The organism is Bacillus sp. FSL R9-9497 (genome assembly GCF_038005805.1).
In the GTDB taxonomy this organism is placed as follows: domain Bacteria; phylum Bacillota; class Bacilli; order Bacillales; family Bacillaceae_G; genus Bacillus_A; species Bacillus_A cereus.
Genome location: NZ_JBBOTY010000001.1, coordinates 1,641,180 through 1,661,948, shown reverse-complemented (window position 1 = coordinate 1,661,948; position 20,769 = coordinate 1,641,180). Strand labels below are relative to the sequence as shown.

Genomic DNA, 20,769 nt, shown 5'->3' with positions numbered 1-20,769 from the left:
AGCAAATTGCACAGAACGCATATGCGATTAGTGAATATGGAACCGGTATTCACTCATTCCAAAACTTCAGTATTCAATTTTAACTACAAAAAAGATGTTTCCGTATAAGAAAACACCTTTTACTTTTTATCCCGCTATTTACCGGGCAGTAAGCCTCCCACTAATTAACGTTTCACTTTATATATTCTATTTACAGTCTCTACTAAAACCTTACTTGCTTGTACAAATGTATGCTTTCGATTTCTATCTTCAACAAATTTATTAGCACAACTACTCATAATCATCATACAACTAATTATGACTAACGCTATCTTTCTATTCTTGTAAGTCACTTTATGCCACTCCACTATTACAAAACTTCTTTTGAATTTATCCCATCAAGAAATTTTACATGAATAATAAAACGTGTGAATATGCAATTCTGCATATTCACACGTTTTATCACAATGTTATGATTTAATTTAGTTACAGAACAAGTATACCGAGGTGACTAACTTGAAATTTAAAGCGAAAAAAAATCCATTCCACGTCATTTTCATTACATTATTTATAATTATTTTTTTCGTTTCGTTATTCTTTCAAAATGAAAATTCTATTTTTTTCACTCTCATGATGCTGCTAAATATCGTGAATCTTTCTTCATTCTATTTCTCTCACTACAACGTAACGGAATCATCTCTTGTTGTAAAACACGGTTTCATACTTCGTACTGAAATCCCATTTAAAGACATTCGCCATATTAAGCACTCTGGCAAAAAACTTCGTTCAAAAAAATGGACCAGGCAACAATTAGAAATACATTACAATTTATTTGACTCAGTGACCTCTTTCGTACCACTAGAAGAAGAAAAATTCATTTCACTCTTAAAAGAGAACTGCCCACAGATGAAAGTAATGAATACGCCTGCTAACAAATAATATATTTTGAAGCTTGCATTATTGCAAGTAGATGAAACTTAAAAATGAACATCAAAAAAGCCAAGATTCTATACTCAGAACCTTGGCTTTTTCTATTACTCTTTTGGAGCAATCATTTTCTTTGGATCTACAATTTCATCAAATTGCTCTTCTGTTAGTAGCCCAGATTGCAATGCTGCTTCTTTTAAAGTTAATCCTTCTTTATGAGCATGCTTCGCAATTTTCGCTGCATTTTCATATCCGATATGTGGGTTTAGCGCTGTTACAAGCATTAGTGAGCGATTCACATTTTCATTAATTACTTCTTCATCTGCTTCAATACCAACTGCACAATTGTCATTAAACGAAACAATTGCATCCGCTAATAAGTGAGCTGATTGTAAGAAGTTATAAGCAATAACAGGTTTAAATACATTTAACTCAAAGTTACCTTGGCTCGCAGCAAATCCGATTGTTGCATCATTCCCCATTACTTGCGCTACAACCATCGTTAACGCTTCACTTTGCGTTGGATTTACTTTACCTGGCATAATAGAGCTTCCCGGTTCATTTGCTGGAATAATAATTTCTCCAAGACCACTACGTGGACCACTTGCAAGCCAACGTACATCGTTAGCGATCTTCATTAGATCCGCAGCTAATGCTTTTAATGCACCGTGAGTATATACAACTTCATCATGGCTCGTTAATGCATGGAACTTATTTGGTGCAGAAACAAATTGTTTACCTGTAAATTGACTAATTTCCTCTGATACCATCTCACCAAATTTAGGATGAGCATTAATACCTGTTCCAACCGCAGTTCCACCAATTGCTAACTCTTTCATATATGTATTGCTCTCTGCAATCATACGCTCTGTTTTTTCAAGCATACGGTGCCATCCGCTAATTTCTTGCCCTAAAGTTAACGGCGTTGCATCTTGTAAATGTGTACGACCAATTTTTATAATATGTTCAAATGCAGTTACTTTTTCTGCTAAAGTTTCTTTTAATTTCGTAATCGCTGGTAATACGCGATTTTCTACTGCGATTACACAAGCTACATGAAGCGCCGTTGGAAATGTATCATTTGAACTTTGTGACATGTTCACATCATCATTCGGATGAATATGTACGTCAGATCCCTTCTCTTTCAAAATTTGATTCCCACGATTTGCAATTACTTCATTCACATTCATATTTGACTGTGTACCACTACCTGTTTGCCATACGACAAGCGGAAAATGTTCATTCCATTTCCCTGCAATCACTTCGTCAGCAGCTTCTACAATTGCTTCTGCTTTTTCTTCTGATAGCTTTCCTAATTTTTGATTGCTAAGCGCTGCACTCTTCTTTAAAATTGCAAATGCTTTTACAATTTCAAGCGGCATTTGCTCTGTTCCAATTGGAAAGTTTTCTTTACTACGTTGTGTTTGTGCTGCCCATAATTTATCAGCTGGAACTTTTATTTCTCCTAATGTATCTCTTTCAATTCTGTACTCCATGTTTTCATCCCCTTGAAAATATAATACCTACATCTCTTATAATAACAGACTTCCTCTTAAATGATAAGAATTCTCACTCTTAAATATAGATATTCTATATTTATTTAAAAAAATTCCTCTTGACCTAAACTTAAGTTTAGGCTGTATCCTTTCCATTGTAACCTACTATAACATTACTGGAGGAATTCAATATGAAAAAATATGCTTTTATAACAGGTGCGAATAAAGGAATTGGATATGAACTTGTTCGTCAATTAGCAGAAAAAGATTATCACGTATTTTTAGGTGCTCGTAATGAACAACTTGGACAACAAGCCGTAGAATCTTTAAATGTTTCAAACGTTTCCTATATTCAAGTAGATATTTCAAATTCACAATCCATTCAAGAAGCAACAAAGAAAATTTACGAAACGACTGATCACTTACATTTATTAATTAATAATGCAGGCATAGCGCTAGACTTCAATATGCTACCTAGTGAATTAAATATTGAAACTTTACGCCAAGGATTTGAAGTTAATTTTTTTGGAACTTTCCAAATGATGCAAGCCTTTTTACCATTATTAAAGAATTCAAGCAACAGTAAAATAATAAATGTAACAACTGATATGGCCTCACTAACAATGTTTTCTAATGGTGAAACACATCCAATTAATACACTAGGATATAATTCTTCAAAAACAGCTATTAATGCTTTAACATTAGCTTTTAGTAAAGAATTTGCTACTAACGGTCCAGAAGTATTTGGGGTAACTCCTGGTTTTACAACTACGGATCTTAATGGAAATTCCCCCGGTGGCCATACAACCACTGAAAGTGCTAAAATTATTATTAAATATGCATTAAGTGAAACAAACTATAATGGCAAAATACTAAATAAAGATGGCATTATACCTTGGTAATAAAAGGATGAATGATATGTATTATACAATTGGACAAGTCGCCAAGATGCAACACTTAACAATTTCTCAAATACGTTATTACGATAAACAAGGACTGTTCCCTTTTCTGCAAAGAAACGAAAAAGGAGATCGAGTTTTTGATGAAGAAGCACTGAAATATTTAGAGATGATTTTGTGTTTAAAAAACACTGGTATGCCAATTCAAAAAATAAAACAATTTATCGACTGGTCTATGGAAGGAGAATCTACCATCCTTCAAAGGTTAGAATTAATGAAACAACAGGAGACCAATGTCTTACAGCTCATTCAAGACACTGAAAAAAACTTAAAAAAGATACAACAAAAAATTGCTAAATATGAGAATGAAATAACTTCAGCAAATGCTATTAAAAAATAAAAAAATCACCTTCTACATATTGTAGAAGGTGATTTTTATTTTATGATGCTTGCTTTCCTTTATCTGCATCATCTACATACCAGATGAATTTGCCTGTATATCCGTAAATAACTGCTAAAATTAACGATACGAAGCTTAACCACATAAACGGAACGTATGAGAACGTTGCTACACCTAAAATACCAGCCATAAAAATACCATTATCAGACCATGGAACCATACCTGAAGTTAACGTTCCACCTACTTCTGAGTTACGCGCTAATACACGACGGTCTATTTTTAATTTATCATAGCTATCTTCCATAATTTTTGGTGTTAAAATTAGTGATACATACATCGCACAACCAAATATATTAGCTAAGAATGCCACGATTAATGTAGACAATGTTACATTACCTGCAGAATTTAATTTCTTCTCAAATTTTGATACGATTACTTTTAAAACACCTAGTTTTTCAAGTAATCCACCAAATCCTAAACCGAAAATAATAACGGCTACTGAGCCAAGCATGCCGTTAATTCCACCACGGTTTAATAACTTGTCAACAAACTCAACACCAGATTGAATTGAGAATCCGTTATAAGCTGTTCCAATCGCCTCTCCAAAGTTCATCCCTTGGAAAAGGGTTGCCCAAATTGCACCAATTAAAGCTCCCATTGCAATTGTTGGCATAGACGGTTTCTTCATCGCTAATAGAACGATAACAATGACCGCCGGAACAAGCATCCATATTTTAATATCAAATTGCTTTAATAAAGCTTCTTTTAAAAATTCTACTCGATTCAAATCTACATTATCGCCGCCATACATCCAACCAGCTACAGTAAACATAATACTAGTAATAATATAAGCTGGAACATCTAATACGAGCATAGCTCGAACGTGAGCAATAACATCTACTTTCGCCATAGAAGCTGCAAGAACTGTGCTATCAGAAAGTGGTGATAATTTGTCGCCGAAATAAGCTCCTGAAAGAACTGCACCAGCAACAAGCGGAAGTGGTAAACCAAGGCCTTCACCAATCGCCATCATAGCAATACCTGCTGTTCCCACTGTTCCCCAAGACGTTCCTGTTGCGATAGAAGTTATAGAACAAATAATTAATGTTGCTAATAGGAATATGCTAGGGTGAATAAATTCTAATCCATAATAGATTAATGTTGGTACTACCCCACCAGCAATCCATGTTCCAATTAAAGCACCTACTGCAACTAAAATCAGTATCGCTTCTAATCCGTTAGAAATCCCTTTCGTAATTGCATCTTGCAATTCTTGATAACGAAATCCTAATCTTAATCCAAGCGCAATTACTAAAAACCATGAAATAAATAGCGCTAATTGAATTGGGAGATCAAAAATCGTTTGGAAGGAAAAGACAACAGCAAGAAATAGTAATAAAAGAACTATGATTTCTAGCATCGATGGTAATCTTACACTTTTCATTTTTTTCTCTCCTTACAAGTCGATAACATGACGTATGTCGTCTTACATGTATGTAATATACAATTAGCGAAGACAAAACAAAATTTTCATATTATTTCGATTTATTTTTCCAGTATAATATATTCACAACCCTTTCTATTGTAAAAGTAGATTACGTTTTTCGCAATGAAAAATATAAAAAATGTTGTATTTTTATTTATCCCGATATTTTCGACCAATAAGACCCCCGTCTCAAAATTCAGTAAGTGCAAAGCACTTAGGTAAGAAATTAACTACTGTAAAATTCCGAATTGATATGAACGTATTAAAGCTTCACTTTATTTACAAAGAAAAATCCCATACTAACTTTTTTAATATTTGCTGCAATAAAACTTTTTACAACTATCTTCACTTTTTAATTCACACTATTATTTTCCACACAAAAATAGGACACACATCATTAAAATGATGCATGCCCTATCTTTATTTATACATATTTTGTATTTCTTCTTTATTTTTAAGTATTTCCTCAAACTTATCACTACAACCCTTCGGAAATAACACTCCCAGTCCATATGAATGCGCAAATTGAAAATGAGGGTACTTCGCTTTTACCTCATCCCAAAACTTATATACGCCGAAATCACTACTTCTAACTTCAATATCATGAAATAATACAATACCGTTTTTCGCGACTTTCGGTAGCCATGTATTATAATCGTGAGAAACAGCTTCATACGTATGGTAGCCATCAATATGCAAAAGATTTATCGTTTCATCTTGAAACCGGTCTACAGCATCATCAAAAGTAGATCGAATTAAATTTCCTATATTAAGGTAGTTATCGCTCACTACTTTTTCTACTATTTGAAAAACCCCTTCTCCATATGGACCTGTATGCCCATCTCCAGCCCAAGTATCTACTGCAAAGCATTTAGTCGATAACCCTCCATCTTTTACTCCCTGACAAAAACTAAAAAAGGAAGCTCCTAAATGTGTACCTAACTCAACTAAAGTTTCTGGTTTTTCAAATCGTACTAAGTCATATGCAAAATCTAAATGTCCACTCCACGCAGATTGTGACCGAATAATAGGACTAAATGTTTCAAATTCAAATGATGGTTTATGAGTAACCCAGTTCATCGCATAACTCCTTCTGCACATATTTTTAACAAACCAAATTACTCTTATCTTTATTTTTTTATCGCCTTGATTATGATTCTATTTCATGAAAATATGAAGAATTTATTCTTTTCTATTGAGGTAAAGCATCATATACATATGGGTCAGTTGGCTTATTAATTTTCTCGATTTTGTTTACTTTTACAAGTGGAAAAACTGTTCCTTTATATGTCGTTTCATCTAATAATCCTGTTATTTTCACCCATGTTTCTTCTGGAATTTTTTCAATCTTTTTCCCGGTAACAATCATCCCCCAGACTGATGCATCCGCAATACAACAAGTTATGCCATATCGAGCCACTACTGCTTTATTACCCGTCACATCTTTATCCTTATATATAAACCCTAAGAATGTAATTTCTTTCCCTTTAAACCAATTAACATTTTGACCAATTACATTCATTGTTTGAACATAATCCTTATCCTTTACTTGTAGTTTACGCTGTCCTAACATACTTTTTACTACTTGCTCTTCCGTTTTATAAGTCGTTGCTAAATTTGATGTTTCTTCTGAATCAACTAATACTTCTCGCTCATCAAACTTAACCTGTTTCCCCTCTTTTTCGTTTCTTTCCAGACTTCTCGCCTGTACACTTTGATTCATACCCCTTTTTCCTGCTAAACTTCCATCAATTGTTACACTTCCAAAGAGAAAAGCACTAACTATCGGAACAACAAATAAAACATATACAAAGAAACTTTTTATCCCTGATTTTGATGTTGTATGATGTTTACAACAATTATAATCATGCTGTTTTTCTCTTCCATCCCCCCAAACTTGTACAATACCAAAAATTAAAATTACTACAAAAGCTATATACGTAAATTTGATCATTTTTGGAGCGATAAAATTATAAATATTCCCTGTTACAAGTAGTTTAAATAAGAGCATTGCTAAACCAATTAAAATAATGCCACGAATATAGCGATGATATGCCTTCTGCTCCTCTTTCTCCATTCTTTCTCACCTCCTATAACATTATGATTTGCACGATGGTATACACAGATACAATGACAATTCCCATCAAAAAGAATACAAATCTCTTTTGAAAATACGCAAATAGCATTAACGTATTTTTCATATCAAGCATAGGCCCAAACACAAGAAATGCGAGAAGTGCCTTTATCGAGAAAACATGTCCAAAAGACGCAGCTATAAAAGCATCGGCTGCAGAGCAAATTGATAAAACATAACCAAACCCCATCATAATAACGGGAGCAATTACTTCGTTATGTGCTACTGCATCCAGTACATTTCGATCAAAAAACGTTTGAAATACACTTGCTAAAAAAGCACCAATCAATAAATACTTACCAGTATCAAAAAACTCATCTACAGTGTGATTCATAACATCTTTCCAACTCTTTTTTTTTGCTTGTTTGAACTGAAACCTCTACGTCTTTTAAAACATTTCTTTCGCGATAGCAATAATACACAATTAGACCTATGAATAGAGCAACTAGAATTGTTATCCCAAAACGTGCATATACAACGTAATCATTTTTTTGAAACGCATATACAGTAGATAAAAAAACGACTGGATTCATAATGGGTGCACTCAGTAAAATAACAATGCCTACATGAAGTGGTAACCCCTTTTGAATGAGCCTTCTTACAATTGGTATAATGACACATTCACACATTGGAAAAAGAACTCCCACAAATACTGCTGGAATCATTGCAACAATTGGAGATTTCGGCATTACTTTTTGAATCATATCTTCCGTCACAAACACTTGAATAAATGAAGAAACAATTACCCCTAATAAAATAAAAGGTATTGCTTCAAAAATGATACTTAAAAATACCGTATTCACATTCAGCCATTCCTGCGGTATATTTTTGTGCAAATTTACTAGACTTGTAAAATCTACAAAAAATAATAAAAAGAGAAACATAGCGATAAGAGCTATGCCTACTAATTCTTTTGAAACTCTATTAAAGACCAAGCTTCTCGCCTCCATTTTATTTATATGTAAACATGTGCTTGTCCAAATCCTTCATACTACAGCACAAATTTTATAGTCTATTTCTATTCTTAAATCGTAATCATTATGATTTATTATTGATTTTTCTTTTCCTATCGTTTAATATAAAACGTAATCATTACGATTTAAAGGAGAGATCATTTCATGAAAAAAGTACCTATCACTGTATTAAGTGGTTTTTTAGGATCTGGAAAAACTACCTTACTACATCACATTTTGACTAATAAGAATAACCTAAAAGTAGCTGTTATCGTTAATGATATGAGCGAAGTAAACATTGATGCATCTCTTATAAAAAAGGGTGGTTTTTCACGTACGGAGGAAAAACTAGTAGAAATTCAAAATGGCTGTATTTGTTGTACACTACGAGAAGATTTAATGATAGAAGTGAATCGTCTTGTGGAAAATGGTGATATTGACTATATTATTATTGAATCTTCTGGTATAAGTGAGCCTATTCCAGTTGCTCAAACGTTTACTTATACAGACGAAGTTCTTACCATTGATTTAACGAAAAATTGTCGCCTCGATACGATGGTTACAGTTGTAGATGCAAATAGATTTTGGGATGATTTTGCAGATGGAGAAAGTTTATTAGACCGAAAACAAGCAATCGATGAGAATGATACCCGAGAAGTTATTGATTTATTAATAGATCAAATTGAGTTTGCAAACGTAATTATTCTTAATAAGATAGATTTGCTAGAAAAAGAAGATGTGATAGAGCTTCATCATTTACTAAAAAAATTAAATCCTAATGCAAAAGTTCTTGAATCTTCGTTTAGCAAAGTACCATTACAAGAAATTTTAAACACAAATCTATTTAATTATGAAGAAGCTAGTCAATCGGCCGGCTGGATACAAGAATTAAACAGTGATCATCATACACCGGAAACAGAAGAATATGGTATCACTTCTTTTGTTTACCGCCGCAAATATCCTTTCCATCCCGAGCGCCTTATGAATTGGCTAGAAAAATGGCCTTTAGATGTTGTAAGAGCGAAAGGATTCTTCTGGTTGGCATCTCGTAATAATATGATAGGGCTTCTATCTCAAGCAGGCTCCTCTATTACAATTCAAGGAGCCGGTGAATGGATAGCGGCATTACCTGAAACTGAAAAAAATCAAATGATTACAGAAGAACCAGAAGTATTGAAAAACTGGGATAAACAATATGGAGATCGAATAACCGAACTCGTATTTATCGGAATTGATATGAACTGTTCTTTAATTGAACAATCATTAGATGATTGTTTATTAACAGAAAAAGAAATGCAACAAAACTGGAATACATTTATTGATCCTATCCCGGCTTTTACTTATACTTCATAACAATTAATAAAAGGCTTCAGTAGAATGAAGCCTTTTTACTTTATAGCACTCTTATTTAATAGGTTTGCTTTAATTATGAATACAATTGTACCTAAAACAATTAATATAGCATATACGATACCAACTACATTACCTATTTTTTCTAAGCCAAGCGGTAATATTATAGTAGCAACTCCAACTATATAAGAAAATGCTCCTGAAAGCTTCGCTAATTTATTTTTATCTCCAACAAACGTTTCTTCTTGATATCCTGCTAACAAAAACAACCTCTTTTTCACATGTATTTGATACCCTAAAAAAATGATAAGTAACCCAACAAATAAACAAACTAAAAATCCAGCTAACATATACTCCCCCTCCTCTACAATATTTTACTATACATAAAAAACAAATTAGAAATTTCAGTTTATTAACACGTCATTCTGTGATATATTGCATATTGTATTCAATTTGTATTTTTAGAAAGGAGAATTTTAGATCATATGGATTCAAATCGATTAAAAGGAATTATAATGGTCATAATCGGTGCTTGTTTATGGGGCTTGTCTGGTACAGCTGCACAGCAACTTTTTCAATATGACAATGTTTCAACCGAATGGTTAGTTACGATCCGTTTACTTATATCTGGAATTATTTTGCTCATTATTTCCTCATTCGGAACGAGAAAAAAAGAGATATTTAGCATTTGGAAACAAAAATCTGATGCTATTAAAATGATTTTGTTTGGTCTATTCGGTATGCTTGCTGTACAGTATACGTATTTCGCTTCAATTAAAGAAGGAAATGCTGCCGTGGCAACATTATTACAATATTTAGCTCCTATATTCATCACTGTATACTTACTTTTCAAATGGAACGTTCGTCCATCAAAAATTGATTTCATTTCAATTACCCTTTCATTAGTAGGCACTTTTCTCTTACTAACAAACGGGTCTGTTCATAACTTGGCTGTTTCTACACCAGCTATTATTTGGGGGATTTTATCTGGATTATCTCTCGCTTTTTATAGTTTATATTCAAAGGAATTGTTAGAAAAATGGTCTTCCTCCGTTATCGTTGGATGGGGCATGATTATTGGGGGTATTGGTGTAACGATTGTACACTTTATTTCTACAAACGAATTCATTTTATTATCAACTATGAAATATGTAAAACTAAGTACCCTACCGCTCATCACATTTGTCGTCATTTTCGGGACACTTATTGCCTTTTATTTATACTTAGACAGCATACGATACCTGACTCCGAAAGAAACAACATTATTTGGTTGCACAGAACCACTCGCAGCTATTATTTCTTCTGTACTTATATTGCAAGTGCCATTTCAATCTTTTCAGTTATTAGGCGCTTTTTGTGTCATTGTAATGGTGCTCATCTTAAGCCAAAAGCCGGATGAAGGGAAACAAAAATTAAAGCTTGTTCATGCAAAAAAGGAAAATATACAATGAAAGGATTGAATTCACTATGCCTGTCCCTCAAAATTATAAAAAACCAGGAAGAGTTTCAGCAAAATCACTCGTTTTAAATCAACTACAAAATTGGATTATTGAAGGTGTACTGAAGCCCAATGAAAAAATTAATGATGGGGAATTGGCTGAGGCACTAGGAGTAAGCAGAACACCTGTAAGAGAAGCACTTCAAATATTAGAGCTTTCTGGATTAGTGGAAATGGTACCAGGGCAAAAAACGAAAATTGCTCCTATTAAGTTAGACGACGTATCTATCATTTATGAAACGATGGCTGGTCTTCACTCTATTATAGGAAAGCAAGCTCTTCAAAACATTACAGACGCTGATATTCAACTACTTTCTGAAATAAATGAGCATTTTCAGCAATCTATAGAGAAAAAAAACGCAAAACAAGCTTTAGAATTAGATATACAATTCCACAATACAATTTCTTCTATTGCTAAAAACCAATATATTGAACCCTTTCTAGAAAATATGCAACTTCACGTTTTACGTCTTGAATATTTGTTTTTCCAAAACTTTGTTCCAGCAAGTCAATCTATTGAAGAACATCACTCTATCATTCAAGCATTACAGAAGCAGGACGAAAAACAAATGGAACAAATAATGACCCAAAACTGGCTCCGTCCCATGAAAGAAATACAAAAAATAATTTCTACGAAATAAAAAGAGAGCTGGTTACACAAAATCGTAACCAGCTCTCCTTTTACTAATCTATATAGCTACGCCTGAACATTTGCATAATCTTCCATATCTTCGTACTCTTTTTCCAATTCCTCTAAAGACAGCTCGTATAATTGTCGGTCGCGAATCTTAAACACACCTGCTCCAATTAACTCATCAATTAAATGCCTCTTACGATTTTCAACAGCAAAACGGAGTTGACTACTCATCTTTTAAAAAACTCCTTTCTACGATCATTGAAAATGATAATCTCTATCAATTACCACTTTTGATTATAAAAGATGACTCTTTATAAGTAAAGTAATTTCATGAAATATTTACCTTGCAAAGTACTTGTGGCCACATTATATATATGTATGCCGCGCGAAAAATGTTATGACACTTTTTCTTATCCTTTTTCTTTCATACTTTGCAAGTTGTGTCATCATGATTAAATTCACCATCTATTTCTACTTGAATGGTGACATGTTCTACATGAAATTTCTCCTTTAATACATACGTAGCCTCTTTTAATACACTTTGCGTTTCATTCCCTTTAATAATAAGATGACATGTTAATACTTGAAAATCTGATGTGACAGACCATATGTGCAAATCATGAACTTCTTTGACAATCGGAATATTTAATAACGTACTTTTTACCTCTTCAACATTTATGTGCTGTGGTGCACCTTCCATTAATATATGAACCGTATCACGTGTTACACGCCATCCACTAATAATGACTAAAATAGACACAAGAATACTAGCAATCGCATCTGCAGCAGTCCATCCGAAAAATTTAATAAGTAACGCAGCAATAATCGCTCCGACGGAACCCAATAGATCGCCTAGTACGTGCAGGAAAGCACTTCTTAAATTCAAATTACCTTTCACATCTCCGCCTCTCATTAATATCCAAGCTGATAAAATATTAATAAGCAGACCAAGGACTGCAATAATGAGCATCCCATTACTAGCAATCTCAACTGGTTCTTTAAAACGACGGATTGCTTCAATAAAAATGTATACCGAAATGACAATAAGAACGACACCGTTACATAATGCTGCTAACATTTCGACTCGCTTATACCCGTATGTTTTCGCAGTTGTTGCTGTTTTTTCTCCGAGCTTAAACGCAAGTAAACTTAAAGCTAAAGATACTGCATCACTTAGCATATGCCCCGCGTCAGATAGTAGTGCTAAGCTATTTGTTACAAATCCACCAACAACTTCTGCAATCATAAAACTTGTTGTTAGTAGGAAGGCAATTAGTAACGCCTTTTTATTGTTAGAATGACCGTGATCATGTGAATGTCCCATACGAATACTCCTTTAAGTACAATATCTGTATGTTAGTATGAAACAAACTCCCCGTGTTTATCCCGAATTGACTGATTGTAAACGCCCGCTTCCTCTGTATACACACTTCGCTATTTTTTAAACAATCCCTTTTTCTCAAATAAAACAAGACTACTTCTTTTTTATTTTCATATTGTTTACTAATGAAAGAATTTTTAAGGAGGTTACTTAAATGAAACGTTTATTTCTCTGTATGGAACGTGAACTTGTTGTAGTGAAAGAACACAATGATAACTATGAAACGACTTATCACTTACAAAATATGCAACCTACCTGTATCGCTGTTGATCCATTTCAAAAGAATCGTGTATATTGCGGAACATTTGGACGAGGTCTCTGGTTAAGTGACGATAGTGGGGATTCATGGAGACCAATTGGGGATTCCTATCGTTACTTTGATTTCCCTAAAGAAGATGGTATTTTGCACTCCTCTATCACTTCCATAACAATAAGCTCAAATGAACAAGTTAACGGATATGGTGTCGTTTATGTCGGCACAGAACCGAGCGCTTTATTTCGCTCTGAAAATGGTGGTGAAACGTGGACTGAACTTAAAAATATGAAATCATTATTATCTTCTTATACGTGGGCATTTCCGCCTAGACCTTTTACCCATCACGTACGCTGGATTACAGTTGACCCAAATAACCCTAATACAATACACGTTTCAATCGAAGCTGGTGCTGTTATTCAAAGTAACGATAAAGGGCATACATGGATTGATAAAAAATTCGGTGCTCCTATCGATGCTCATCAATTACTTATGCACCCTGAAGCACCAAATCGCCTTTATGCATCATGTGGTGACGGATTTATGGGCGGACCTGATCGTGCTTATCTTGAGAGTTATAACAATGGAAACAGTTGGATCTCATGTAGTGCAGGACTTGAACATCATTATTTATACAGCATGGCTATCGATCCAACTGATTGTGATACGATTCTCGTTTCTGCTGCGCCAAGTGCTGATCTTGCTCATCATCGTATCCCTTATGAATCTTATATTTATCGAAAAACGAAAGATACTCCGTTCCAACAAGTACAACAAGGATTACCATCTGCAATCGGTACAGTCATTTCGATGTTTGCGACAAACGAAGCCGAACCACATACGTTCTACACGTTAAATAACAATGGCGTCTTTCAATCCAATGATAGCGGCGAATCGTGGGAACAACTAAACATTCCGTGGAAAGATGAGTATAAAACGCAGCATCCGCATGCACTATTCGTCACTAGTTCTTAACGAAAAAAGACTGCCTAAATGATTTTAGGCAGTCTTTCTTTTATTTCTTTAAATCAATGACAATATCATCTAACACAATATCTTTGCTCTTCGCTTCTTTTTTCGGCACTTCTATTTTCTTCTCTTTCCCATTCACATACTCTACTCCACCATGATTTTCAGGTGTATGTACTCGCAAGTGCACGCGAGGTGTAACGATAAGATTTGTTGCATTTTCGTTTAGTTTTTGGAAGGTGGCACTCCAACTACTTTTATGTGGCTCTGCTACTGTACTACTTCCGCCATTTCCTTCACCGGCATAATGATTTCCTAAATCATCTTTTATTTCTAACTCAACATCCGCACTATCCCATATACTTCTTAATACCTTAGATTCTTCCTGATTGAAAAAAACGATAAATGACATCGGAGTTACTTCCATTTTGTCTATATTTACTTTTATTAATTCATTTTCAGAAACCCCATTAACTTTTACTTCCTTACTATCCATTGCTTTTAAACTAAGCGCAAAATTCCAGTTTCCCTTTATTACATTACCTTCATAATCCAACTCAATTGCCTCTATATCCCACCAAACATTTGCAACATCTAACCTTTCACTACCATGACCACTCATCGTAGTCATACCTACATATTTTCCCTCTCCAACTTTTGTAACGTTCGAACTACCTCCTCCGCCATTAAAGCCCATAACTTGCGGACTTCCAAATGGGAACGGTTTCTCTCCTAAATCTTTTTCGCTCTCAATAGAATATGTAATTGTAATTGTTCTACCATCGAATACAGCATCATTAATTGTAACCTTAACCCCATTACTCTCTTTTGTCATATTCAACTCAGTCGAAAATTCCTTATAATTTTCATATAACCCCGTTCTACCATTATCTAAAAATCGGAATATGTCACCTACAATTGGCAATCCCCCGGCATATGTAGGAAAACCGATACCAAGAGTTGCAACCGATAATCCTACTAAAATAGATGCAGCAGCGACACCCTTCTTCCAACTTTTCATCTTTTTCTTCGTACGTATCGATTGTTTTACATTTCGTTTTACTTTTTCCTTTTCAATTTCAGAAGCCTCAATTTCTTCTAGTTCTTTTTCATCTATATCAATATCATTTAATAGTTCATAAATGTCTTTCATATTGCACTACCTCCAAAACTAATTTTCGTAGCATTTTGTTGTAGTTTCTTTTTCCCCCGGTACACTCGATTATCAATTGCTGCCCGAGTTAATCCTAACTTGTCACCTATTTCCTCTGTCTTCATACCAAGTAAATATTTCATAATGAACACCTTTTGATCTAGCGGTTCTAATTGATTAATGAGCTTCAATAATTCTTCCCTATCTTCCATAACGATTAATTCGTCTTCTGCTGATTTTTCTGTATTGATATGAAACTCATCTGAAATGATTTCTACTGTTTTAGTCGATTTCCGGTAATAATCAATTGCTTTAAACTTCGCAATCGCTGCAATCCACTTTTTAAAATCACTCGGCTCTCCATGAAATTTATTTGCGTTATTCCAAATGGAAAGAAATATATCGTTTATACATTCCTCTATGAGTCCATCATTTTGAATGGGAAGTAGAACTTTATGCGTGATCCCCTTTATGAGTGGTAAGTATGTATCGACAACGAATTCTAACGCGTCTTCTTTTTGCCGCTGTAATCTTTTTATAAAATTTTTCTCATTTGATTTCATGTAGCGATTCCCCTTATTGTTTTGTAAAAGCTTTTACACCCTATATAACGTCTGAGAAAATTTTTTCTCTCATCTTTTTTATTTTTTGTATGTAATGGAATACTTTCCCTTAGCCATTTTCTCACATAACTATGCATTCAAAGAAAACTTTCTCAAGTCTGCAATTTAATTCATGTAGTACACTATTTATATAGTCACTCTTTAATTTAGTGTACATTTTATTTCATTAATCTATTTTTAAAATTAGGAGATGAGATGTGTATGTGTGGAATTACAGGTTGGGTAGATTGGAAGGAAGACCTTTCAAATCAACATGTTATTTTAAAAAAGATGGCAAATAGTATTGAGCATCGTGGTCCGGATGCTGAAGGATTTTGGTTTTCACCTCATGCGGCCTTTGCACACCGGCGTTTAATTGTAATTGATCCAGAAGGCGGGACACAGCCTAAGACATTTCGTGCTGGTGATTATACGTATGCTCTTACTTATAATGGAGAAATTTATAATTTCCGTGAACTGAGAGAGCAGCTTCAAAAATGTGGGCATGCATTTGAAACCCATTCAGATACAGAAGTATTACTACATGCTTATTTAGAATGGAAAGAAGACTGCGTACGACATTTAAACGGAATTTTCGCTTTTGCCTTATGGGATGATCAGAAGCAACAATTGTTTTTAGCACGAGATCATTTAGGTGTAAAACCACTCTTTTTTACAGAAAGAAATGGCAGTATTATTTTCGGCTCTGAAATTAAAGCATTATTAGCGCATCCATCTGTCCCTGCTGAAATTGATGCGAATGGAATAAATGAAATATTTGGATTAGGCTTATTTCGCACTCCAGGATGTGGCGTCTTTAAACATATTCAAGAAGTACGTGCTGGACATTCTATAACATTTACACGTCATAAAAAAGTAGTTACGAAGTATTGGAATTTAGAAAGTAAGTTCCATACAGACTCTATAGAAGATACATCTTCGCATATTTTGTCTATTTTACAAGATACAGTAAAAAGACAATTAATTGCCGATGTTCCTCTCGTTTGTATGTTATCAGGCGGATTAGACTCTAGCGGTATTACTGCACTTGCGGGTAAAGAATTTGCTGCTGAAAATAAAACACTTCATACGTATTCTGTTGACTTTGTAAATAGCGCAAAAGATTTCGAACTGACATTTGCTCGCACTGGTTTAGACGCTCCTTGGGTAAAACGCGTTTCTGAACATGTCGGGACAGCGCATCATGATATTATTGTGAATGCTGAAGAATTAGCAAATCACTTATTCGTTCCCCTTCATGCAAAAGATTTACCGAGTGCTGGTGAAATGGAAACTTCACTATATTTACTATTTTGCGAAATGAAAAAAGATGCGACCGTAGCTTTATCCGGCGAATCGGCTGATGAAGTATTCGGTGGATATCCTTGGTTTCATCAAGAAGAACTACTATATGTAGATAAGTTTCCTTGGCTAACAAATTGTAAAAACACATCTCCTCTTCTACTAAATGAAGTAAGTAACCAATGTAATCTAGAAGACTATATTGATACACGATTCCAAGAAGCGATACTTGAAGTACCTACTCTTGAAGGCGAAAGTAAAAAATCCGCGAAACAACGTCAAATGTTTTATTTATTTTTAACAAGATTCCTTCCTTTCTTACTTGACCGTAAAGATCGTATGAGTATGGCTGTTGGATTTGAAGTTCGTGTACCGTTTTGCGATTATAGATTAGTTGAATATTTATGGAATGTTCCTTTCAACATAAAAAGTATTGATAATATTGAAAAAGGCATTTTACGTAGAGCACTACAACCAGCTTTACCTGACGATGTACGCAATAGAAGAAAAAGCGCTTATCCAACTTCACAAGATCCACACTACTTACAAACAATCCGTAATTTAACACTTGATATGTGTAACAATAAAAACAATCCTATTTTCTCACTTATTAACCATTCCATCTTACTTTCAATTGCTGATCAAAGTAATAAAGTGATTAACAATTTTGAAGCAAGAAGTGCCATGGAGTATATGCTACAAGTAAATGAATGGTTGAAAACATATCACATCCATATTGCTTAACAAAAAGGAGTTCAAGGATAAAAACCTTGAACTCCTTTTATATTAATTAGCACATTGTTTATTATCAGTATCAATAGACCATCCAATAATCGTGGCACAGTCTCTACCTTTCCACTGTAGTACATTTGTTAATACGGGCTCAATCTGCAAGCTATTTCCGTCGTGTAATATTTCTACTAAAGATTGATCATCATCAAACCTTCGTTTGTCACACTCTAAAATACCGTCCGTTGCCATTACAATGTGATTCATTCCTTTTTCTAATCCTCTTACACCTGACGTAAAGCAAGGTGTATTTGCTGCAAAAATATTTTTCCTGCCAATATATTCGTAATTTTTCCGTTTATTTAATCGTCCTTTTCCATTTTTCGTTTTCTCAGAATGGAATAAATACGCGAAACAATCACCAACTGATAACCAATATAAAAATTCGCCTTTTCGTAAACAAATTAAGCAAGCGAGTTCCTCATCATCTTGATCACACTTTTTAATAAATAACTCATCTGTAAATAACGCTAATAAGTACATATGTGTATGATGAAAAGCTAAATGTATTGGATAGGAAAATAACTCTTTTAATTTCTCTTTTCTTTCTGAAATCGCTTCTATTATATAATCAATATTTTTTGTTTTGTGGTGTGTATCAAAAATCATAACAAATTCAAATTGTAATTCAGGGTCCCACCAAGCAAGTACCGCATCTCCTCGTTCATATGCATCACTTTCTTGATTTCCCCCATATACGCCGACTGAAAGAGGACCACATTTTTCAACATGTATTTCATCTACATACATCTGTTCATGACTCATCCATTTGAATGTATTCACAACTATCATCCTCTCTCTTGCTAAATGTATACCTTTACACATAGATTACCTTATATTTCAATAAAAATAAACTTTTTCAACATTTTTTATCCAAATAAAAGGATTTTATTTCTAAAACAACGAATATATCTTACTATACGATATAAAAAAGGGGATTTATTATTATGAACAACATTAATCAACATTGGGAGAGCATTTATTATCACTTACGATACGAATACGAGGACAATCTTTCCCACCAAGCAATTCGTATTTTACAAATCGTTTCTCGTGAGAAAGATATAACAATTGGAAAAGTCGCTACTGAGCTTAGCCTTTCTCATAACACAGCATCTGAACATATAAAGCGCCTTATTCAAAAGGGTTTCATCGTTAAAGAGAGAAATAAAAAAGATGAAAGAGTGGTAAACCTTACATTAACAATTGAAGGAATTGAAGTATTAGAAAAACATACTTTACTAGATAAAGAAAAGATAAAAATATTAGAATCACAGTTATCAAAAGAAGAACTACAATTAATTGAAAAAGCATTTTCGTTATTAGCGAAGGAGGCAAAATATGCATTTCCTCGTTAAAGTAATCGTTTCGGCACTTATTATCGGCGTTATCACTGAAGTCGCCAAACATTATAGTACGATAGGTGGCTTTATTGCTGCTCTTCCTCTCGTAAGTTTACTTAGTCTATTTTGGATTTCATTTGAAGGCGGGAATAAACAAGAATTGAGTCAATTTGCTTTAGGGGTATTATATGGATTCCCCGCATCAGCACTACTATTATTTATTGTCTATATTGGTTTAAAAAATTCATTTACACTTAGTACATCTGTCCTACTCGGTATAGGTGTTTGGTGTATCGTTTTTGCTTTTCAAAAATTATTTCAAGCTTAGGGGGAATTAACATTCATAAATTTGTAGAAATAATGGGGCAAAATATAGAAGTACATATAAAAGGAGGTGGTAAACAAACTGTAGTCATTCAAACCGGAATGAGTTGCTCATTTTATGATTGGCTTCCTATTATAAAAAAGCTTTCACAGCACTTTACAGTCGTTTCATACCATCGCCCAGGTTACGGGAAAAGTGAGCTAGGAAATCAGCCACGTACAATAAGGCAAGTTACAAAAGAGCTACATATGTTACTAAACAAACTAGCTATTCAAGAGCCATTTATTCTAATCGGTCATTCCTATGGAGGATTATGTGCAAAACATTTTGCGATGTTACATGAAGATAAGCTGCAAGCACTTATTTTAGTTGATTCTACTTCGATGAACTTACACCGTTTAGATGAACTTCATTTACCAATTTCTGATCAAACTGACTCGGATAATATGTGGCTTGAAAAATATAATACATACTCCAAAATGGATGTAGACATGCTTTCTAATAAACTAAAATCTATACTCGCTAACCAATTAAGACAGTACATTGAATTTTCTACCTCTCCTCTGTTATATAAAGCAACAGCTTCTGAACTATATGAGTGGAAAAATTGTGCTCGCTCAATAAAAGAGCTATATAAAACATTAGAAATACCATTAATCGTTATCGGTAGAGATCCTCATTATTCTATTACTCAGTTGACTGAGGGTGGCATGCCAAAAGAGGAAGCGACACAACTTGAATCAATGTGGCAAGAACTGATCCATGAACAATTACAACTCTCCATACATAGCCAATATATACTTGCCAAACATGCTGGTCACGGAATCGAAATTGATCGGCCTGATATTATTATTGAGGCTGTTCAATCTCTATAAATAAAAAAAGGAAGCAAC

The 20,769-nt window shown here is 34.0% G+C and carries 22 protein-coding genes and 1 pseudogene; 11 read left to right on the top strand and 12 right to left on the bottom strand.

Annotation, left to right across the window (positions count from 1 at the left end):
• Positions 1 to 164: 164 nt before the first annotated feature.
• The gene (locus MKY21_RS08700) at positions 165 to 332 is read right to left on the bottom strand and encodes a hypothetical protein (protein ID WP_000221433.1); all 168 of its coding nucleotides are present in this window, start codon (positions 330 to 332) and stop codon (positions 165 to 167) included.
• Positions 333 to 495: 163 nt separating this feature from the next.
• Between MKY21_RS08700 and MKY21_RS08695 the strand changes: the two genes are divergently transcribed.
• A complete protein-coding gene (locus MKY21_RS08695) occupies positions 496 to 918 on the top strand; it encodes a PH domain-containing protein (RefSeq protein ID WP_044796727.1) in 423 nt (140 codons plus the stop codon).
• Positions 919 to 1,013: 95 nt separating this feature from the next.
• Here MKY21_RS08695 and fumC read toward each other — a convergent pair whose 3' ends face one another.
• Positions 1,014 to 2,402, bottom strand: coding sequence for a class II fumarate hydratase (fumC, locus tag MKY21_RS08690; protein WP_061664437.1), 1,389 nt, complete (start codon positions 2,400 to 2,402; stop codon positions 1,014 to 1,016).
• Positions 2,403 to 2,593: 191 nt separating this feature from the next.
• On the opposite strand from fumC, the gene MKY21_RS08685 reads away from it, so the two are divergent.
• Complete coding sequence (locus tag MKY21_RS08685) at positions 2,594 to 3,304, top strand: SDR family NAD(P)-dependent oxidoreductase (RefSeq protein ID WP_016117541.1); 711 nt, start codon at positions 2,594 to 2,596, stop codon at positions 3,302 to 3,304.
• A 16-nt stretch (positions 3,305 to 3,320) separates the two neighbouring features.
• Positions 3,321 to 3,701 carry a MerR family transcriptional regulator gene (locus tag MKY21_RS08680; protein WP_000291861.1) on the top strand — a complete coding sequence of 127 codons (381 nt, stop codon included), beginning with the start codon at positions 3,321 to 3,323 and terminating at the stop codon, positions 3,699 to 3,701.
• Between the two features lie 40 nt (positions 3,702 to 3,741).
• Here MKY21_RS08680 and nhaC read toward each other — a convergent pair whose 3' ends face one another.
• The 4 genes and pseudogenes from nhaC to MKY21_RS08660 all read right to left on the bottom strand — a co-directional run bounded on the left by nhaC (position 3,742) and on the right by MKY21_RS08660 (position 8,256).
• Positions 3,742 to 5,145, bottom strand: coding sequence for a Na+/H+ antiporter NhaC (nhaC, locus tag MKY21_RS08675; protein WP_000843992.1), 1,404 nt, complete (start codon positions 5,143 to 5,145; stop codon positions 3,742 to 3,744).
• Between the two features lie 462 nt (positions 5,146 to 5,607).
• The gene (locus MKY21_RS08670) at positions 5,608 to 6,267 is read right to left on the bottom strand and encodes a class I SAM-dependent methyltransferase (RefSeq protein WP_001104673.1); all 660 of its coding nucleotides are present in this window, start codon (positions 6,265 to 6,267) and stop codon (positions 5,608 to 5,610) included.
• 112 nt (positions 6,268 to 6,379) lie between these two features.
• On the bottom strand, positions 6,380 to 7,264 hold the full coding sequence (locus MKY21_RS08665; RefSeq protein ID WP_341075940.1) for a TIGR03943 family putative permease subunit: 885 nt from the start codon (positions 7,262 to 7,264) through the stop codon (positions 6,380 to 6,382).
• A gap of 13 nt (positions 7,265 to 7,277) precedes the next feature.
• Positions 7,278 to 8,256, bottom strand: a pseudogene (locus MKY21_RS08660) (permease).
• Between the two features lie 183 nt (positions 8,257 to 8,439).
• Between MKY21_RS08660 and MKY21_RS08655 the strand changes: the two are divergent.
• Positions 8,440 to 9,627, top strand: coding sequence for a GTP-binding protein (locus MKY21_RS08655; protein WP_000757681.1), 1,188 nt, complete (start codon positions 8,440 to 8,442; stop codon positions 9,625 to 9,627).
• A 35-nt stretch (positions 9,628 to 9,662) separates the two neighbouring features.
• Here MKY21_RS08655 and MKY21_RS08650 read toward each other — a convergent pair whose 3' ends face one another.
• Positions 9,663 to 9,974 carry a DUF3784 domain-containing protein gene (locus MKY21_RS08650; RefSeq protein ID WP_000879375.1) on the bottom strand — a complete coding sequence of 104 codons (312 nt, stop codon included), beginning with the start codon at positions 9,972 to 9,974 and terminating at the stop codon, positions 9,663 to 9,665.
• A gap of 135 nt (positions 9,975 to 10,109) precedes the next feature.
• Between MKY21_RS08650 and MKY21_RS08645 the strand changes: the two genes are divergently transcribed.
• Both MKY21_RS08645 and MKY21_RS08640 read left to right on the top strand, forming a co-directional pair.
• The gene (locus MKY21_RS08645; protein WP_000378087.1) at positions 10,110 to 11,075 is read left to right on the top strand and encodes a DMT family transporter; all 966 of its coding nucleotides are present in this window, start codon (positions 10,110 to 10,112) and stop codon (positions 11,073 to 11,075) included.
• 16 nt (positions 11,076 to 11,091) lie between these two features.
• Positions 11,092 to 11,763 carry a GntR family transcriptional regulator gene (locus MKY21_RS08640; protein WP_001145065.1) on the top strand — a complete coding sequence of 224 codons (672 nt, stop codon included), beginning with the start codon at positions 11,092 to 11,094 and terminating at the stop codon, positions 11,761 to 11,763.
• Between the two features lie 56 nt (positions 11,764 to 11,819).
• Here the strand turns inward: MKY21_RS08640 and fbpA are convergent, their stop codons facing one another.
• Positions 11,820 to 11,990 (bottom strand): Fur-regulated basic protein FbpA, encoded by a 171-nt coding sequence (fbpA, locus tag MKY21_RS08635; RefSeq protein ID WP_000098303.1) that lies wholly within the window; start codon positions 11,988 to 11,990, stop codon positions 11,820 to 11,822.
• Between the two features lie 193 nt (positions 11,991 to 12,183).
• A complete protein-coding gene (locus tag MKY21_RS08630; protein WP_016117538.1) occupies positions 12,184 to 13,083 on the bottom strand; it encodes a cation diffusion facilitator family transporter in 900 nt (299 codons plus the stop codon).
• A gap of 211 nt (positions 13,084 to 13,294) precedes the next feature.
• Here MKY21_RS08630 and MKY21_RS08625 point away from each other — a divergent pair, with 211 nt between their 5' ends.
• Positions 13,295 to 14,368 carry a WD40/YVTN/BNR-like repeat-containing protein gene (locus MKY21_RS08625; protein ID WP_065704425.1) on the top strand — a complete coding sequence of 358 codons (1,074 nt, stop codon included), beginning with the start codon at positions 13,295 to 13,297 and terminating at the stop codon, positions 14,366 to 14,368.
• A gap of 40 nt (positions 14,369 to 14,408) precedes the next feature.
• Here the strand turns inward: MKY21_RS08625 and MKY21_RS08620 are convergent, their stop codons facing one another.
• Positions 14,409 to 15,515 (bottom strand): DUF4179 domain-containing protein, encoded by a 1,107-nt coding sequence (locus MKY21_RS08620; RefSeq protein WP_098616248.1) that lies wholly within the window; start codon positions 15,513 to 15,515, stop codon positions 14,409 to 14,411.
• Entirely contained in the window at positions 15,512 to 16,078 is a 567-nt protein-coding gene (locus tag MKY21_RS08615; protein WP_089148926.1) for a sigma-70 family RNA polymerase sigma factor, read from the bottom strand. The genes MKY21_RS08620 and MKY21_RS08615 overlap by 4 nt, the downstream gene beginning before the upstream one ends.
• Before the next feature lie 261 nt (positions 16,079 to 16,339).
• Between MKY21_RS08615 and asnB the strand changes: the two genes are divergently transcribed.
• Complete coding sequence (asnB, locus tag MKY21_RS08610) at positions 16,340 to 18,163, top strand: asparagine synthase (glutamine-hydrolyzing) (protein ID WP_341075935.1); 1,824 nt, start codon at positions 16,340 to 16,342, stop codon at positions 18,161 to 18,163.
• Between the two features lie 42 nt (positions 18,164 to 18,205).
• Here asnB and MKY21_RS08605 read toward each other — a convergent pair whose 3' ends face one another.
• The gene (locus MKY21_RS08605; RefSeq protein WP_001999549.1) at positions 18,206 to 19,033 is read right to left on the bottom strand and encodes a protein phosphatase 2C domain-containing protein; all 828 of its coding nucleotides are present in this window, start codon (positions 19,031 to 19,033) and stop codon (positions 18,206 to 18,208) included.
• A gap of 122 nt (positions 19,034 to 19,155) precedes the next feature.
• On the opposite strand from MKY21_RS08605, the gene MKY21_RS08600 reads away from it, so the two are divergent.
• Genes MKY21_RS08600 through MKY21_RS08590 form a run of 3 tightly spaced genes read left to right on the top strand, consistent with a single transcriptional unit; the run spans position 19,156 to position 20,751 of the window.
• On the top strand, positions 19,156 to 19,566 hold the full coding sequence (locus MKY21_RS08600) for a MarR family winged helix-turn-helix transcriptional regulator (protein ID WP_001059784.1): 411 nt from the start codon (positions 19,156 to 19,158) through the stop codon (positions 19,564 to 19,566).
• Positions 19,550 to 19,879, top strand: coding sequence for a DUF3147 family protein (locus MKY21_RS08595; protein ID WP_000545641.1), 330 nt, complete (start codon positions 19,550 to 19,552; stop codon positions 19,877 to 19,879). The genes MKY21_RS08600 and MKY21_RS08595 overlap by 17 nt, the downstream gene beginning before the upstream one ends.
• A complete protein-coding gene (locus tag MKY21_RS08590) occupies positions 19,840 to 20,751 on the top strand; it encodes an alpha/beta fold hydrolase (protein WP_141541455.1) in 912 nt (303 codons plus the stop codon). Before MKY21_RS08595 ends, MKY21_RS08590 begins: the two co-directional genes overlap by 40 nt.
• The last annotated feature ends 18 nt before the right edge of the window (positions 20,752 to 20,769 follow it).